General features: G+C 66.6%; 18 protein-coding genes. 14 read left to right on the top strand and 4 right to left on the bottom strand.

Annotation, left to right across the window (positions count from 1 at the left end):
• The first annotated feature begins 103 nt into the window (after positions 1-103).
• From ASN89_RS25045 to ASN89_RS24985, 13 genes are all read left to right on the top strand, one after another.
• The gene (locus ASN89_RS25045; RefSeq protein WP_058051143.1) at positions 104-637 is read left to right on the top strand and encodes a prepilin peptidase; all 534 of its coding nucleotides are present in this window, start codon (positions 104-106) and stop codon (positions 635-637) included.
• 93 nt (positions 638-730) lie between these two features.
• Positions 731-2,104, top strand: coding sequence for an ATP-binding protein (locus ASN89_RS25040; RefSeq protein WP_058051142.1), 1,374 nt, complete (start codon positions 731-733; stop codon positions 2,102-2,104).
• The gene (gene cpaB / locus ASN89_RS25035) at positions 2,101-2,964 is read left to right on the top strand and encodes a Flp pilus assembly protein CpaB (RefSeq protein ID WP_058051141.1); all 864 of its coding nucleotides are present in this window, start codon (positions 2,101-2,103) and stop codon (positions 2,962-2,964) included. The genes ASN89_RS25040 and cpaB overlap by 4 nt, the downstream gene beginning before the upstream one ends.
• An 18-nt stretch (positions 2,965-2,982) precedes the next feature.
• Complete coding sequence (locus ASN89_RS25030) at positions 2,983-4,422, top strand: type II and III secretion system protein family protein (protein ID WP_058051147.1); 1,440 nt, start codon at positions 2,983-2,985, stop codon at positions 4,420-4,422.
• A gap of 16 nt (positions 4,423-4,438) precedes the next feature.
• Positions 4,439-4,741 (top strand): hypothetical protein, encoded by a 303-nt coding sequence (locus tag ASN89_RS25025; protein WP_058051140.1) that lies wholly within the window; start codon positions 4,439-4,441, stop codon positions 4,739-4,741.
• A complete protein-coding gene (locus tag ASN89_RS25020; RefSeq protein ID WP_161911799.1) occupies positions 4,731-6,158 on the top strand; it encodes a pilus assembly protein TadG-related protein in 1,428 nt (475 codons plus the stop codon). Before ASN89_RS25025 ends, ASN89_RS25020 begins: the two co-directional genes overlap by 11 nt.
• Positions 6,155-6,625: a TadE/TadG family type IV pilus assembly protein gene (locus tag ASN89_RS25015; protein ID WP_046681964.1), complete on the top strand. Its 471-nt coding sequence runs from the start codon at positions 6,155-6,157 to the stop codon at positions 6,623-6,625. Before ASN89_RS25020 ends, ASN89_RS25015 begins: the two co-directional genes overlap by 4 nt.
• On the top strand, positions 6,615-7,220 hold the full coding sequence (locus ASN89_RS25010; RefSeq protein WP_058051138.1) for a TadE/TadG family type IV pilus assembly protein: 606 nt from the start codon (positions 6,615-6,617) through the stop codon (positions 7,218-7,220). The genes ASN89_RS25015 and ASN89_RS25010 overlap by 11 nt, the downstream gene beginning before the upstream one ends.
• 53 nt (positions 7,221-7,273) lie before the next feature.
• Positions 7,274-8,443, top strand: coding sequence for an AAA family ATPase (locus ASN89_RS25005; RefSeq protein ID WP_058051137.1), 1,170 nt, complete (start codon positions 7,274-7,276; stop codon positions 8,441-8,443).
• A gap of 49 nt (positions 8,444-8,492) precedes the next feature.
• Positions 8,493-9,839 carry a CpaF family protein gene (locus ASN89_RS25000; protein WP_080698639.1) on the top strand — a complete coding sequence of 449 codons (1,347 nt, stop codon included), beginning with the start codon at positions 8,493-8,495 and terminating at the stop codon, positions 9,837-9,839.
• A gap of 11 nt (positions 9,840-9,850) precedes the next feature.
• A complete protein-coding gene (locus ASN89_RS24995; protein ID WP_058051136.1) occupies positions 9,851-10,828 on the top strand; it encodes a type II secretion system F family protein in 978 nt (325 codons plus the stop codon).
• A gap of 13 nt (positions 10,829-10,841) precedes the next feature.
• Positions 10,842-11,780 (top strand): type II secretion system F family protein, encoded by a 939-nt coding sequence (locus tag ASN89_RS24990; RefSeq protein WP_046681967.1) that lies wholly within the window; start codon positions 10,842-10,844, stop codon positions 11,778-11,780.
• An 11-nt stretch (positions 11,781-11,791) separates the two neighbouring features.
• Positions 11,792-12,862 carry a LytR C-terminal domain-containing protein gene (locus ASN89_RS24985; RefSeq protein ID WP_058051135.1) on the top strand — a complete coding sequence of 357 codons (1,071 nt, stop codon included), beginning with the start codon at positions 11,792-11,794 and terminating at the stop codon, positions 12,860-12,862.
• 65 nt (positions 12,863-12,927) lie between these two features.
• Here the strand turns inward: ASN89_RS24985 and ASN89_RS24980 are convergent, their stop codons facing one another.
• The 3 genes from ASN89_RS24980 to ASN89_RS24970 all read right to left on the bottom strand — a co-directional run bounded on the left by ASN89_RS24980 (position 12,928) and on the right by ASN89_RS24970 (position 15,549).
• Complete coding sequence (locus tag ASN89_RS24980) at positions 12,928-13,917, bottom strand: EDSAP-1 family PEP-CTERM protein (protein WP_058051134.1); 990 nt, start codon at positions 13,915-13,917, stop codon at positions 12,928-12,930.
• A gap of 223 nt (positions 13,918-14,140) precedes the next feature.
• The gene (locus ASN89_RS24975; protein WP_058051133.1) at positions 14,141-15,139 is read right to left on the bottom strand and encodes an SDR family oxidoreductase; all 999 of its coding nucleotides are present in this window, start codon (positions 15,137-15,139) and stop codon (positions 14,141-14,143) included.
• A gap of 35 nt (positions 15,140-15,174) precedes the next feature.
• The gene (locus tag ASN89_RS24970) at positions 15,175-15,549 is read right to left on the bottom strand and encodes a hypothetical protein (protein ID WP_052755468.1); all 375 of its coding nucleotides are present in this window, start codon (positions 15,547-15,549) and stop codon (positions 15,175-15,177) included.
• A gap of 159 nt (positions 15,550-15,708) precedes the next feature.
• Between ASN89_RS24970 and ASN89_RS24965 the strand changes: the two genes are divergently transcribed.
• Positions 15,709-16,020 (top strand): hypothetical protein, encoded by a 312-nt coding sequence (locus ASN89_RS24965; protein ID WP_058051131.1) that lies wholly within the window; start codon positions 15,709-15,711, stop codon positions 16,018-16,020.
• Positions 16,021-16,047: 27 nt separating this feature from the next.
• On the opposite strand, the gene ASN89_RS24960 is transcribed toward ASN89_RS24965, so the two are convergent.
• Complete coding sequence (locus tag ASN89_RS24960) at positions 16,048-16,254, bottom strand: dodecin (RefSeq protein ID WP_034753599.1); 207 nt, start codon at positions 16,252-16,254, stop codon at positions 16,048-16,050.
• Between the last annotated feature and the right edge of the window lie 134 nt (positions 16,255-16,388).

Below are 16,388 nucleotides of genomic sequence, written 5' to 3'. Positions count from 1 at the left end.
TTGCTGGCCGTCCTCACCGACATTTCATCGAACCTGGTGTTGACGCCCTAAGCGGGTGCCCGCCGCTGGCCGGCCAGTGGCGGGTTTTTTCGGGAGGTGTGCCATGCCTGCAACTGCCTTGTGCGACCTGCTGTTGCTGTGCTTCGTGACGGGGGCCGCCGTCAGTGATTTGATCCAACGCAAGATTCCGAATTGGCTGGTGCTGGCCGGCATGCTTGCCGCGCTGGCGCTGCATTTGTGGTTGTGGCCGCACCGCGTGCCGCAACTGGTGCTGGGCGGCATGGCGACGGGCTTCTTCCTGTTCCTGCCTTTATATGTGCTGCGCGGCATGGCCGCCGGCGACGTCAAGCTGATCGCCATGGTGGGCGCCTTTGCCGGTCCCTGGCCCGTGCTGCAGATCTGTTTTGCCACGTTTGTCCTGGGCGGCGTGATGGCCGTGCTGATGATCACGTACCAGGGCAAGTGGCGCGTTTGCCTGGGCAATCTGCGCCAGCTGCTGTGGCCGATGATCGCGCGCATGGCCGGCATTCCGCTGGCGCCAACCGCATTGGGCAGCGGCGCCAGCGTGGGCAATATGCCGTACGGACTGGCCATTGCCCTGGGCTGCCTGGTGGTGCAAGGGCGGCATTATTTCTGATCGGCATTCATTGCTCTGAATCAATGGGCGCCAGTGCCCGCTCGCTAGAATGAATTCTGTTCAATGCAGTCTTAACCGGCTAGGAGACGCAGCATGACCGAGGTCGACTATTCCATGAGCACCGACAGCACGCCGCGTCCTGCCGATGCGAACCTGATGCCGCCCTTGCCGCCGCAGCCGAAGAGCTTGCGCGAAACGGGACTGGAGCGGCCGCTGGTCGTCGAACTGATCGCCAAGCTGATGTTTGTCGGCGGCAAGACGCACCTGTCCGCGCTGACGACGCGCCTGCGCCTGTCGATCAATGTCTTGCGCGAAGTGCTCGATTTCATGGTGACGGAGCAGATGGCCGAAGTGGCTTGGCGCGGCGAATCCGATATCGACGTGCAGTACCAGCTGACGAGCGCCGGCAAGCAGCGCGCCGGCGCCTTCCTCGAACGCTGCGCGTATATCGGCGCCGCTCCCGTCACCCTGGAAGCGTACCGCGCGATGGTGGCGCGCCAGTCGTGGCTGGCGCAGGAACAGCGTGTCGGCAGCGATGACCTGGCAGCTGTGCTCGGTGGCGCCCATGCGGGGCCGGGCATGCTCGACGTGGTCGGCGCGGCCCTGCATTCGGGACGCTCGCTGCTGCTGTACGGTCCGCCCGGCAGCGGCAAGTCGACCCTGGCGCTGCAGCTGGGCCAATTGTTGCACGGTCTCGTCGCCGTGCCGCACGCCATCGTCGTTGGCCACGACATCATCCAGTTGTACGATCCGGCCCAGCACCTGCCGCCCGCGCCGCAGCACGTCAGTCACGCGCGCCAGGCGCTGGAACGGCGCAGCACGGATATCCGCTGGGTGCTGTGCCAGCGCCCCGTGATCCACGTGGGCGCCGAGCTCGACGCCGGCATGCTGGAGCTGCGCCACGACGCCAGCGGCGGCTGCTACCAGGCGCCGCCCCACGTGCGGGCGAACAACGGCATGCTGATCATCGACGACCTGGGCCGCCAGCGCCTGGGCGCGCAAGAACTGCTGACGCGGCTGATGCAGCCGCTGGCGCGCGGCAGTGACCAGCTGGCCTTGCCCGGCGGCGTGCAGATCAGCGTGCCGTTCGACAATGCCCTCGTGCTGGCCACGAACGTGCCGCCGGTCGAGCTGTTTGACGCCGCCTTGCTGCGTCGCATCGGCTACAAGGTGCAGGTGGGGCCGCTGGCCGAGAACGCCTATCGCGCCCTGTTCCTCCAGCAATGCCGGCTGGCCGGCATGGCCATCGACGAGCTGGCCGTGAACCATTTGCTGCAGCTGCATGGCGCGCAGGGCCGGCCCTTGCTGGCCAGCTATCCGCAGGAATTGCTGGCGCGCATGGGCGACTTCGCCGGCTTTGCCGGCTGCGACGCGCGCCTGACGGTAGCCGCCCTGGAGCAGGCATGGAGCAGCCTGTTTGCCAGCTGCGACATGCCGACCGCCAGCCTGTGCGAGCGTATCGCATGAAAAACCGGCGCGCCCTCCTGATGATGGCCCTGGCCGTGGTGCTGGGTCTGCTGGCCGTGCTGCTGGCCTCGCACTGGCTGCTGCGCCAGACGCCGGCCGGCAAGGGCAAGATCGTCGTCGCTTCCACCGATGTCAACCTGGGCCAGCGCCTGACACCCGAGATGCTGCGCCTGGCCGAGTGGCCGGCGGAAAGCTTGCCGCAAGGCGCGCTGCAAGACCCGGCAAAACTGGCGGGACGGGTGCTGAAAACCAGCGTGCTGCGCGGCGAACCGCTGAGCGAGGCCAAGCTGGCCCCCGTCGGCACCCTGGGCGGCCTGTCGGCCCTGATCACGGAAGGGCGGCGCGCCATCACCGTGCGCGTCAACGATGTGATCGGCGTGGCCGGCTTCGCCTTGCCGGGCAACTATGTCGACATCATCGTCAGTACCCAGCAGGATGCCGGCGACCGCGCGTTTCCGCAAAGCCGCAACATTTCCAAGATCGTGCTCGAACGCATCCTCGTGCTGGCCGTGGCGCAGGAAGTGGGGCGCGATGAGACCAAGCCGCGCGTGGTCAATGCCGTGACCCTGGAAGTGACGCCGGAACAGGCGGAAAACCTGGACCTGGCGCGCAGCGTGGGCAGCCTGTCGCTGGTGCTGCGCAACCAGGTCGATCCGCAGCCGGGCGTGACGGCGGGCGCCACCAAGCTGACCTTGCTGGGCGGGCCGCACGACGCCGAGCCTGCTCTCGCGCCTGCCACCGACGTGCCCGTGGCCGCCGCAGCGCCGCGTCCCGTGCGCGTGGCGAAGGCGCCGCCGGAGCCTCAGCGCCAGTGCAGCGGCGTCATCGACGGGACGCGCCAGTCGCGCGAATGTTTTTAGCCAACCATGGACACGCTCATGAACCGCGCCCTGCTGACACTGTGCTGCCTGCTGTTGCCGCTTGCCGGCGCGGCAGCCGATCCTGGTCCCCGCTGCGGCGGCGAAGCGGCGACGCCCGGCAACTTGCAGCTGCAGGTGGGCAAGTCGAGCATGCTGCGCCTGCCCGAGGCCGTGCTGGCCCGCAGCGTCGGCAATCCGGCCATGCTGCAAGCCATGCTGGTCGCGCCCGACACTTTATATGTGGTCGGCGTCGACGTGGGCAGCACGAACATGATCATCCAGGGCAGGAGCGGCGTGTGCAGCGTGGTGAACGTCAGCGTCAGCATGGATCCGTCCGGCCTGCAAACGACCCTGGCGGCCCTGATGCCGGAAGAAAAAGCCATTCGCGTAACGGCCGTGGCCGACACCCTGGTGCTGTCGGGCACGGTGCAGGACGCGGGCGCCGTGCTGCGCGCCACCGAGCTGGCGCATGCCTATGTGCGTCGCGCAACCGCACCGCTGGCGCTGCCCAAGCCTGCCGATGGCGCCGCCATGCCGGTGGCGGCCACGGCGCCCGCTGGCGGCGCTGGCGGGGCGAACAGCCGCATCATCAATATGCTCGACGTCAGCGCGCCGCAGCAGGTGATGCTGGCCGTGCAGATCGCCGAAGTGTCGAAGTCGCTGCTGGAACGGCTGGAAGTGGGCGCGACCCTGCGCTTCGCGTCCGGCAGCTGGGCCACCACCTTGCTGTCGAATTTCTTGAGCGGCACGGCCAATGGCTTGCTCGACGTGCGCAAGTCGAATGGCCAGCAACTGACCATCGAGGCGCAGAAACAGGATGGCCTGGTGCGCATCCTGGCCGAGCCGACGGTGATGGCGATCAGCGGGCAGGAGGGCAGTTTTCTGGCGGGCGGCAAGATTTTCATTCCCGTCGGCCAGGACAACAACAAGATCACCCTGGAAGAGCGCGAGTATGGCGTCGGCCTGCGTTTTACGCCCACCGTGCTGTCGGGCGGGCGCATCAATCTGAAGGTGGCGCCGGAAGTGTCGGAACTGTCGCGCGAGGGAGTGGGCATTTCCGCCGCCGGCGTCAGCGGACGCTCGATTCTGCCCGTCATCACCACGCGGCGTGCCTCGACCACGGTGCAGCTGTACGACGGCCAGAGTTACGCCATCGGCGGCTTGATCAAGAACAACCAGGTGAGCAACATCACGGGCGTGCCGTGGCTCAGCGAGCTGCCGATTCTCGGCGCGCTGTTTCGCAGCACGGACTTCCAGCATGACCGCACGGAATTGCTGTTCGTCATTACCGCGCACCTGGTCAAACCGTTGCCGGCCGACGCCGTGCTGCCGACGGCGCAGCTGGCGCCGCCCTCGCGCACGGACTTGATGTTGCGCGGCAAGATGGAAGCCACCTTGCCGCTGGCGCCGCCGTCCGTGCCGCCACCGCGCGCGGCCAACGGTTTCGAGTTGAAATGAGACGGGGAGATACGCCATGCCGAACTCGCTCTTGACGTCGCTGCGGCGCCTGGCCGCCCTGGCCCTGGCCTTGCAGCTGGCCGCCTGCGCGCACAGCAGCACGCCGCAGCTGGACCCGCGCTTCGGCGACGCCGTGCGCCTGGCCATGGCGCAGCAGGTGCGTTATCCGGCCAGCACGGGCAATCGCCAGCCTGCCGACGGGCTGGACGGCCCCAGCGCGCATGCCGTCATGCAGCGCTACCGCGCCTCGTTCGTCGAACCGAACGGCCAGGCGCCGCAGCCGGTGCAATTCCTGCTGGGAGGCGGCAATGGCAAATAGACGCCAGGGCCAGCGCGGGGCGATGCTGATCGCCTTTTCCATCCTGCTTATTCTGGTGCTGGGCTTTATCGGCCTGGCGCTCGACGTGGGGCAAGTCATCGGCCGCAAGACGGAATTGCAGAACCTGGCCGACAACGCGGCGCTGGCGGCGGCCGCGGAACTGGTGGGCACGCCCGAAGGCTTGCTTGCGGCCGTGACGAAGGCCAAGAGCAGCGCGGCCGACAAGAGCGCGTGGCGCCGCCGCATGCAGGGCGCCACCCTGTCGGACGCCAGCATCCGTTTCGCCAGCGCACCCGATGCCCCCGCCAGCGGGTGGCATGCGGCGGGCACCGTGCCCGATGCCGCCACGGCGCTGTTCGTGCGCGTCGATACGCAGGCCAATACACCGTCGCTGGGGCGGGTGGCGACGGCGTTCCTGGGCGCCTGGTCGCCGGCGCTGCGCACTCTGGACACGGGGGCGCGCGCCGTGGCGGGGCGTACCAGCTTGCACCTGACGCCGCTGGCCGTCTGCGCGCTGTCGGCCAGCGCGGCCAGCCCGCGCACGAATGCGGCGCTGCTGCCGGCCGTCGAGCTGCTGGAATACGGCTTTCGCCGCGGCGTGGCGTACAACCTGTTGAAACTCAATCCGCATGGCCCGGCGGCCGAACATTTCGTCCTCAATCCACTGGGCCAGCCGGGTGTGGTGGGACCGTCGCAGCAGGTCGGCGAGTCCAGCGTATTGCCGTTTGTATGCAGTGGCACGGTGCTGTACCCGCGCATCGGCAGCGCCCAGGTGCACGTGCACCGGCCGTTTCCCGCCACCTTGTGGCCGGCCTTCAACGCCCGCTTCAACCAGCATGCGGGCAGCGGCTGCCATACGATCACGGCGCCGCCCGACACGAATATCCGCCCCTATCCGAATACGGCCACGAACTGGTGGATGACGAACACGCCCGACGCGCCGAGCGCCCTGAGCACCGGCAATCCGCTGCTGTCCGTGGCCGATCCGGAGTCGAATGCGACGCCGCCCGCGGTCGGCAGTTATGGACCGCTGTGGTCGTTCGCCAAGGCGGCCAGGTACAGCAGTGTGAAGCCGGCCGACGGCTACTTGCCGTTTGCCGCCAGCGACTGGCCCAAGCTGTATCCGGCCAGCCCTGCCGCGCCGGCCGCCAAGTCCGGCTATCCGGCCACGCCGCCATATCAGACGCTCGCGTACCAGACGGCGCCGACCGGCAACACGGGCGTGGCGCAGCGGCGCCTGCTGCATATTCCCCTGCTGGCCTGTCCGCTGCCGGCCGGCAGCGACGTGCTGGCGCAGGTGCGCGGCATCGGCCGCTTCTTCATGACGGCGCCGGCCAGCAATGGCGTGCTGAGCGCCGAATTTGACGGCCTGGTGGCCGAGGGTACGCTGGTGGGTCCGGCGGAGCTGCTGCAATGAGGCCGCCACGCCGTCAGCAGGGTGTCGCCGCCATCGAGCTGGCGCTGATCATGCTGTTTTTCATGGGCCTGTTGCCCTTCGTATTGCTGTTCGGCCGCGCGCTGCTGGCGTACACGGCCCTGCAAAAAAGTGCGCACGATGCGGCGCGCTACCTGGCGACCATGCCGTTGCCGCAGATGGCCAATGCCGATGCGGCGGAGCAGGGCGCCGTGTTTGCCCGGCAGATGGTGCGACAGGCGATGCTGGAATCCTGGCCCAGCATGAGCAGCGGCAAAGTCAACGTGGATTGCATCTATAACGATGACTTTTATAGCTGCGGCAACTACCCGACGGCGCCGCTGCAGGTACGCATCAAGGTGTCCGTGGACATGCCCGTCGATATCCTGCCCGAGCTGACGCGCAAGTGGCTGCCGCAGCTGGCGCCGATCCCGCTGCGTGCCAATGCGACATTGCGCTATGTTAATTAATCTGCGCCCCCGGCGGCAGCGCCAGGACGGCGTCTTCGCTGTCGAGTTCGGCATGCTGGCGCTGTTGTTCTTCCTGTTCCTGTTTGCTTTGCTGGAAGTGGCGCGCGCCGTGTATTTATGGAACATGGTGCATGAAATCACCCGGCGTGCCGCGCGCGGCGCGGCTGTCACCGATTTTAGCAATGCAAGTGCGCTGCAGGCCGTGCGCACGCACGCCGTGCTGCGTGCCGCGCCGGGCGTGCTGCCGCTCGGTGGCGGCATCAGCGATGCGTATGTGCGCATCGATTATCTGTCGCTGGCCGGCGCCGCCGCGCTGGCGGCAGTGCCGGTGACGGTGATGCCCGCTTGTCCGCAGCGTAACCGCATCAATTGCCTGGAAGATCCGAACGGCGCCAGCTGCATCCGTTTCGTGCGCGCGCGCCTGTGCGTGCCCGGCGATGGCGGGCGCTGCGAGAGCGTGCCGTACCGGCCCGTCCTGCCCTTGCTGGGAGCGATGTTTCCCTCCGGCGCAGGCGCCGTGCGCCTGCCCAGCGGCGCCACCATGGCGGTGGCCGAGTCGCTGGGCTATCCGGACAATCCCGGTTTTTGTCCTTGAGCGCCACTTGGGCGCAGCCGAATGTGTAGACCTGAAAGAAGCGAGGAAGTGCGATGAAAGCCTTGATGATTAGCCGCGACGCCAGCTTGCACGATGAAATTGCCGCGCAGGGGGCGGCCCGCATGCCCGTGCTGCGGCTGCTGGAACGGCGCAGCGGCCTGCGCGACGCGGTCGAGCGCATGCTGCCGGAAGCGCCGGAACTGGTGATCGTCGACGCCAGCGGCATCGATGCCGATGAAGCCGACCTGCTCGAGCGCCTGGCGCGCCAGTATCCGCTGGCCGTCCTGATGCTGCTCACGCGCGGCCAGCAGCAGGATGTGCTGATCCGCGCCATGCGCGCCGGCATGCGCGAAGTGCTGCAGCTGCCGCTGGTGCACAAGGCCTTTCACGAGGCGATGGACAGGGTCGATATCCAGGCCGGCGTGACGCAGATGCGCGACGGCAAAGTCCTCGCCTTCATCTCGTGCAAGGGCGGCAGCGGCGCCACCTTTTTGTCGACGAATTTTTCCTACGCGCTGGCCAGCCTGGCCGGCTGCAAGGTGCTGCTGATCGACCTGCACGGCCAGTTCGGCGACGCCACCTTGTATGTCTCGGACCAGAAGCCGGCCATGACGCTGTCCGACATCTGCGCCCAGATCGCGCGCATGGACGGCGCCTTCCTCGCCTCGTGCCTGGTGCACGTGACGCCGAACTTCGGCGTGCTGGCGGCGGCCGACGACCCGTCGCACAAGGTCGACATGCAGCCCGAGCACATGGACCGCATCCTGGCCGTGGCGCGCCAGCACTACGACTATATCGTGCTCGACGTGGGGCGCCAGATCGATGCGCTGTCGCTGCGCGCGCTCGACAACGCCGACGCCATCTATCCGGTACTGCAGCTGGCCTTGCCCGACATCCGCGACGGGCGCCGCCTGCTCGACATTTTCCGTTCGCTCGGCTATCCGGGCGAGCGCCTGCGCCTGATCGTCAACCGCTATGAAAAGGGCGGACGCCTGCGACTGGCGGACCTGGAACAGGCGCTGGGCGCGGAGGTGGTGCACACGGTGCCCAACGATTACATCGCCGCCACCGATTCCGTCAACCAGGGCATTCCGCTGCTGCAGCTGTCGCGCACCAGCGCCGTGGCGCGCAGCCTGGCCGAACTGGTGGAACTGGTGACGGCGCGCCGCGTGACGGAAAGCCGCGGCCTGTTCGACCGACTGTTCAGCCGCAGCGAGACCTAGGACAGGATAGATGTCAAGGCTCCCGCCGGGGGCCATCATGGGAGCCGAGATGACTTTACGCGAACGCCTGGCGGCGAATGAAACGGTGCGCCCCGCCACGAACGGACAAGGCGCGCTGGCGCTGCACGCCTACCAGGAACTGAAAAAAACCATGCACCAGACGATACTCGACCGTATCGACCTGGAACGCTTGAAACGCCTGACGGCCGAGCAGTTCAAGCACGAGCTGGCGCTGCTGGTGCAGCGCGTGATCGAGGAAGAGCGCATCGTGCTGAACCAGCACGAACGGCATAGCCTGGTGCTCGACATCCAGCACGAGATGCTGGGATTCGGTCCGCTCGAACCCTTGCTGGCCGATGCCAGCGTGTCCGACATCCTCGTCAATACCTGCGACAAGGTGTATGTCGAGAGGGGCGGGCGGCTGCAGCTGACGGACGTGACGTTCCACGACAATGCGCACCTGATGAAGATCATCGAAAAGATCGTCTCGCGCGTGGGACGGCGGGTCGACGAATCGAGTCCGATGGTCGACGCGCGCCTGCCCGACGGTTCGCGCGTGAATGCCATCATTCCGCCGCTGGCCGTCGACGGACCGATCCTGTCGATCCGGCGCTTTGCCGTGCAGCCGCTCACCATCGCCAACCTGCTCGACTACAAAAGCCTGACGCCGCCCATGGTGCAGGTGCTGCAGGCGCTGGGCCAGGCCAAGGTCAACATCCTGATCTCGGGCGGCACGGGCAGCGGCAAGACGACCCTGCTCAACGTGCTGTCCGGCTTCATTCCCGGCAGCGAGCGCATCGTCACCATCGAGGATGCGGCCGAACTGGCGCTGCGCCAGCCGCACGTGGTGCGCCTGGAAACGCGTCCGCCGAATATCGAAGGCAAGGGCGAGGTGAGCCAGCGCGCGCTGGTGCGCAATGCGCTGCGCATGCGGCCCGACCGCATCATCCTGGGCGAGGTGCGCGGCGCCGAGGCGCTCGACATGCTGCAGGCGATGAACACGGGCCATGAAGGTTCGCTGGCGACCATCCACTCGAACACGGCGCGCGACGCGCTGGCGCGGCTGGAAAACATGGTCGGCATGGCCAATGTGAACCTGACGCCGCGCGCCACGCGCCAGCAGATCTGTTCGGCCGTGACGGTGGTGATGCAGGTGTCGCGCCTGACGGACGGCGCGCGCAAGCTGGTCAGCCTGCAGGAAGTGACGGGCATGGAAGGCGACATCATCGCCATGCATGAAATCTTCCGCTTCGAGCAGACGGGCGTCGATGCCGACGGCAAGGTGCAGGGCCACTTCTGCGCCACGGGCGTGCGGCCCCGCTTTACGGAGCGCTTGCGCATGTTCGGCGCGCCCGTGCCCGACAGCGTGTTCGATCCCGACCGAATTTATGAATAAGGAGAGGGATCATGGACCTGGTCTTCTACGGCTTTGCCGTGCTGCTGTTCGCCGCCTGCATCCTGATGGTGGAGGGCGCCTGGCTGTGGTGGTCGGGCACGCACGGCAGCGCGGCGCGGCGCATCAACCGGCGCCTGCGGCTGATGGCGGCGCGCGGCGAGGGGGGCGGCGAACGGGTCTCCATCCTCAAGCAGCGCCGCTATGCACGTTCGCCCGGCCTGGAGCGCTTGCTGCGGCGCGCGCCGCAGGCGGCGCGGCTCGATCGTTTGCTGCTGCAATCGGGCTTGTCCTGGTCGGTGGCGCAATTCCTGGGCGGCACCGGAGCCTTGCTGCTGGCGGCCTTGCTGCTGTTGGCGGCATGCTCCATGCCCTTGCCCGGTACCTTGCTGCTGCTGGCTTGCGCCGTGAGCGCACCGTGCTTGTGCGTGTTGCGCGCGCGTGCGGCGCGGCTGAAAAAGATCGAGGCGCAACTGCCGGAAGCGGCCGATTTCCTGGCCCGCGCACTGCGCGCCGGGCACTCGTTTTCGAACGTGCTGCAGATGGTGGGTGATGAACTCAATGAGCCGATCAGCGGCGAATTCAAGATGGCGCATGAAGAGATCAATTACGGCGTGCCGATGAACGAGGCGCTGCAAAACCTGGCCGCGCGCATTCCGCTGACGGACTTGCGCTACCTCGTCATCGCCGTGCTGGTGCAGCGCGAATCGGGCGGCAACCTGGCCGAGGTGCTGGTCAGCATCGCCCGCATCATCCGCGCCCGGCTAAAGCTATTGGGGCAGGTGCGCGTGCTGTCGGCCGAGGGGCGCATGTCGGCCTGGGTGCTGGGGCTGATGCCGGTGGTGATGATCGGCGTCATGGCGCTGGTCAACCCGCAATACATCCGCCTGCTGTGGACCGATCCCAGCGGCATCAAACTGCTGTGGTACGCGGCCGGCATGGTGGCGCTGGGCGTGGTCTGGATGCGCAACGTGATCCGCATCCGCATCTAAAACAGGGGGCGGTATGAGCGGTGCACAACTGCTGTTTCTCGTGATTGTCTTTGCCGTGGTGGTGGCGCTGGCTCTCTTGGCGTGGGTGATCTTCTTTCCCGGCACCCTGCGCCAGCGCCTGTTTGGCGCCACGGCGCCGGCCGCCAGCGAGGCGGTGGTGGAAAACGGCTGGGTGGAGCGCGTGGCGCGCGTGGCGCAGCCGTTCAGCAAGCTGTCGCTGCCGGAAGAGGGGTGGGAGCGCTCGCCGCTGCGCACGCGCTTCATGAACGCGGGCTGGCGCCAGGCCAGCGCGCCGGCTTTATATTTTGCGGCAAAAAGCGTGCTGGCCCTGCTGTTTCCCACCGTGCTGGGATTGTATGCGGCCAGCGCCATGGCGGCGCAGCTGCGCAGCGTGCTGCTGTTGCTGCTGTGCGTCAGCGCCACCATCGGCTATTACCTGCCGAACCTGGTGCTGGCCAGCACGGCCAAGCGGCGCCAGCGCGACATCTTTGAAAACATCCCCGACGCACTCGACTTGCTGACCGTGTGCGTGGAAGCGGGCCTGAGCCTGGAGCGTGCGCTGGTGAAGGTGTCGGGCGAAATCCATATCAAGAGCATGGTGCTGGCGCAGGAATTGCAGCTGGTGTTGATGGAAATGCGCGCCGGCTTTTCCAAGGAAAAGGCGCTGCGCAACCTGGCCCTGCGCAGCGGCGTGGAAGACGTCGACACCTTGGTCGCCATGCTGATTCAATCGGAACGCTTCGGCACGAGCATGGGCGATTCGCTGCGCGTGCATTCGGAAAACCTGCGCGGCAAGCGCAGCCTGCTGGCCGAGGAGGCGGCAGCGAAGATCGCCCTGAAACTGCTGTTCCCGCTGATCTTTTGCGTCTTTCCCACCCTGATGCTGGTGCTCATGGGGCCGGCCGTGATCGAAGTCTATCGCGTGCTGGTGCCGGCCATGGCCAGCCGCTGAAAGGAGTCACCATGCGCTTGACGATATCCCGCCTGGCCACCGCCTGCGCCTGTCTGGGTCTGGGCGCCTGCGCCAGCCACACGGCGCACGCGCCGTCCTTTGCCGATGCAGATGCGGCCTATGTCGCGGGGCGCCAGCATTTTGACGCGGGCGACCTGCCCGCCGCGCAAGCGGCCTATGAGCAAGCCTTGCGTGCGGCACCGCGCCACCTGAACGCGCGCAACGGCCTGGCCGTGCTGCATGCGCAGCGGGGCGAACATGGCGCGGCGATCGCCCATTGGCTGGCCTTGACGCAGGAGGCGGGCACGCCGCAGCCGCGGCAGGCCTATCTGTTCAGCAATCTCGGTCATGCCTATTATTTAAGCGGACGCGATGCGCAAGCGTTGACTGCGCTGGAACAGGCCTGCCTGCTCGACCCGCTCAATGCGCTGGCCTGGCGGCACCTGGCGCAGGTGCTGGAACGGCTGGGACAGCACGCGCGCGCGGCCGTCATGCGTCGCCAGACGGCCAGCTTGCAGGAACACGATGTGCGGCGCGACATGGCCTTGTTGCGCGGCGAGACGTCGCCGAAGGTTGTGTCAGTGCCCGCGCCGGTGCCGGATGCGCGCGCGATGGCGCGCGTGGAGATCACGCAGAGCGATGGCATGGCCCGCCTGCGGCGCGTGCCGGCGGCGGAGCGCAGCCTGCCCGTTAGCGCGTCGGTACCGGCTGCGCCTGTGGCCGGCGCGCCGCATCCGCGCCTGGAAATTGTGAATGGCAACGGCGTGCCCGGCCTGGCCGCCGCGCTGGCGCGCAGCCTGGCCGGTGCTCCCGTGCAGGTGGTGCGCCTGGCCAATGAAACCAGCTTCCAGGTGGCGCGCACGCGCGTCGAATACCGGCCCGCGCAGGAGCAGGCGGCGCGTCAGCTGGCCCGCCAGCTTGGCGCACAGGCGCGTACCCAGGTGCAGATCCAGGCTGCCGACTGCCCCGCCAGCGAGCTGCGCCTGGTACTGGGGCGCGACCTGAGCGACCCCGCCATGCTGCACCGCTATTATCTGCAGCAATTGCAACTGGCGCGCCGGGCGCTGGCGCGGCTCGGCTAACACATCTCTGCCGGCATAAAAAAAGCGGCGCCTTTGCGGGCGCCGCGTGTTTTTCATGCTGCGGATTATTTCGGCTGCCGGCGACGCGTAAAAGCCAGGGCTGCCAGTCCCGTGCCCAGCAGGAACAGGGTGCCCGGTTCCGGTACTTGCAAGGGTTCAATGACGACGATGTCGGTGCGCGTGGACTTGGAAAAGTTCAAGGTGTAGCTGCCGGCGGGCAGGGCGAAATTCGACGTCAGCGAAAACATCGCAAAGCCATTCGTGAAGGCGCGCCCGGTGGCCGGGTCGTTGGTGCCGGCCGTCATGTTCAGGCTGAAGGGATCGAGGCTGCCGACCGTATGGTTGCCATTGACGTCGCTGCCATTGTTGGCGTCGCCATCGGGAGCGAACTGGAAGATCACGCCATCGGCATTCGCGTTCGACAGGCAGCCCACGGGACTGGAAGTATTGCACGAGATATTGAAGATATCCATGATCGACACGCTCGACTTGTCACCCATCGTCGTCACGCTGGTGCGCAGGTCGCGCCGTCCCATGAAGTTGAAGGTGATGAAGCCGGCGCTCGACAGGGTCAGGTTGACGGAGCCGGTGAGCGTATCGCCTGCCGTGGCCGTGGCGGCGCCGACCGTGTCGCGCTGTGCTTCCGCAACGGCGCGCACGGTGGAGCCTCCATTGAGCATGTTGCCAAAGGCATGCGCGTCGCCACGTGCGAACTCCAGGGTGAAACTGGGGCTGGGTGCGTAGTTATTTTGCGGCAAGCCGCCGCAGCCGCCGCCCGAACACACTTGCAGCACGTCGGCGTTGGCGGCCGGGCCTGTATTGACGGCGCGCGGATTGACGGCCACGCCGCCCTCGAAGAAGGCGCTGTCGCTGGCATTGCGGTTGGCACCGGCCAGCGACAGCGCGCCGGCGCTGGTGGTGATGCGGAAAGAGTTCAATTCGTTGACGGCCAGGCCGTACGCGCCGGCCTGTGCCTGGCCGCTGGCAAGCAAGCTTGCCGCCGCCAGTGCACCCAGCCAACCCAGGGTCTTGCTTCGTGTGTGATCGACGTTCATCGCAGCCTCTTATCGTAGTCAGTCTCGGAAAATCCGGGGGATAAAAAATCCAGAATGGCTTGCCTGGATTCATCTCGTAGACAGTGATAAGCAGCTTGCGTGCCACACAAAAAAAGCATATTGAATCAAGGGCTTGCGTAAAGCGGACTGAGCCGACGGAAGCAAAGTGTAAGAAAGGCCGACGCCGCCTGGCGCGTGGCGGTGGCGCCGACGTCACGGCGCGCTAGGGCCCGCCGCGTCCGCCGACGGCGCCATACACCTGGCCCGTGGCGTAACTCGATTCCGGCGAGGCCAGCAATACATACACGGCCGCCAGTTCCGCTGGCTGCCCCGGACGTCCCACGGGTGTATCCTGGCCGAACGTGGGAATCTTGTCCGGTGATTGTCCGCCCGTCACTTGCAATGCCGTCCAGAAGGGGCCGGGCGCGACGGCATTGACGCGGATATTCTGTTTCGCCAGCTGCTTGGCCAGCCCCTTGGTAAAAATCATGATCGCGCCCTTGGTGGCGGCGTAATCGATGATGTTCTCGCCGGGATCGTAGGCATTCACGGAGGCGGTATTGATGATGCTGGCGCCGGCTGGCAGCAGGGGCACTGCCGCTTTCGTGATCCAGAACATGGCATAGACATTCGTCTTGAAGGTTTCGTCAAACTGCGCCGTGCTGATGTCGAGGATGGAGTCGCGCGAGAATTGTCGGCCCGCATTGTTGACCAGAATGTCCAGGCCACCCAGCTGGCGGGCCGCTTCGCTGACCAGGCGCTGGCAAAACGCCTCGCTTTTGATGTCGCCAGGGATGGCGACGGCCTTGCGTCCGGCCGCGCGGATCAGCTGCAGCACTTCCTGCGCATCGGGCTCTTCGGCCGGCAGGTAGTTGATGGCCACGTCGGCCCCTTCGCGCGCAAAGGCGATGGCCGCCGCCCGTCCGATGCCGGAATCGCCGCCCGTGATCAAGGCCTTGCGCCCCATCAGGCGCCCCGATCCCTTGTAACTGGTTTCGCCATGGTCGGGCCGGGGCTGCATGCGGCTGGCCAGGCCCGGCCACGGCTGCTGCTGGACGGGAAACGGCGGACGCGGATAGCCGGGCGCCAGCGGCCTGGGTCCGGCGGGCGCCGGCGCCTCCGCCGGCTGTGCAGCCGTGGGCACGGCCAAGGCGGCCAGCGCGCCGCCGGCCATACCTTCGACAAAGCTGCGGCGTGACTTGCTGAGTTTGGGATCATCCATGGCAGGACCTTTCAGGGACGCGGCAGACGGAGGGTTCAAGTACCGCGGTGATAGCCTAGGTGGCCACCCGAATTGCGTGCGCAACCGCAACCGATGCGCGCCACTTCCTCGTCTTCTGTCAGTTTCCAGTTGGTAATCGTCGTGTGCTGCCAGTCGATGTCGCTTTTCTTGACAGGCTTTACCGTCAGGGTGCGTGCTTCCGCATCCGTGTACTCCATCAATTCTTCGTCATCGGCGATGTCGAAATGGCGGTGGATCAGGGAAATGCCGAAGCGGTCGAGCGCGCCATAACGCTGCAGCACGTCGCGCAGTTCGCGAAAGCAGGCGAGGTCTTCAGGTAGCAGCGGATTAACGGCGGAAATATCGGCAACGGGCTGCCATTGCATGGCGTGGATGTTCAGGCTGTGCATGATGTCCTCCTTTGCCCCTTGTATCAAGCCCAGGCTGCCGGAGGGGCGCCGGCAGTCTGGCGGAACGCCCATCGTGGCCGCAAAGCCGCTACGGCGTTTGCGCCAGATCAAAGGTGCGGCACATTGCCTCTCGCCGATAATTGCCCGGTAAAATAGGCCATGGCAAACAAACCCCCCACCTTCCCCGGCGCACGCACGGGCCGCGGCCAGGTCCTGGCCGTGCTGCTGTCGAACCGCGACCAGTCCGGCGCCGAACCGCTGCAGGGCCGCGTCTCGCTGGCCGCCATCGTGAAAGCGCTGAAACGCAAATACCACTGGCCCATCGAGACGCACAGCTTTCCCGCCAACACGCAGGACGGCCGCGCCAGCTGGGCGACCGTCTACAGCTTGCCGGAAAAGGTCATCGAGACCGCGCTGGACAGCGGCGGCCGGGAGTGGCTGGAAAGCCGGGCAGTAGCCGGGCGGCGCTGAACGCGCCGCCTGCCTTGCTCGATTCCTTTATTCGAGCCGGAAGCCGACCTTGAGCGTGACCTGGAAGTGCGCCACCTTGCCGTCGACGATATGCCCGCGCGACTCGGTCACTTCATACCAGTCCATGTGCTTGACCGTCAGCGCCGCCTTGGCAATGGCATCGCGTATCGCCTGATCGCTGCTCTCGGTCGAAGTTCCCACCAGTTCGATCAGCTTGTAAGTGTGTGCGGACATGATATTTCCCCAGGTAGGCAAGCCAGACATCGGGAGCCTGCTTTGCGCAAGCACGTGCTCATCTTGCGCCTAAATGTGCTGATAGTCATTGCGCGGTGCAGCAATGCGTCATGCCAACTGTTTGTCTCTACGGC

It is taken from the genome of Janthinobacterium sp. Ant5-2-1 (assembly GCF_001445815.1).
GTDB lineage: Bacteria > Pseudomonadota > Gammaproteobacteria > Burkholderiales > Burkholderiaceae_D > Janthinobacterium > Janthinobacterium lividum_E.
This window is presented reverse-complemented; position numbering and strand designations above follow the sequence as displayed.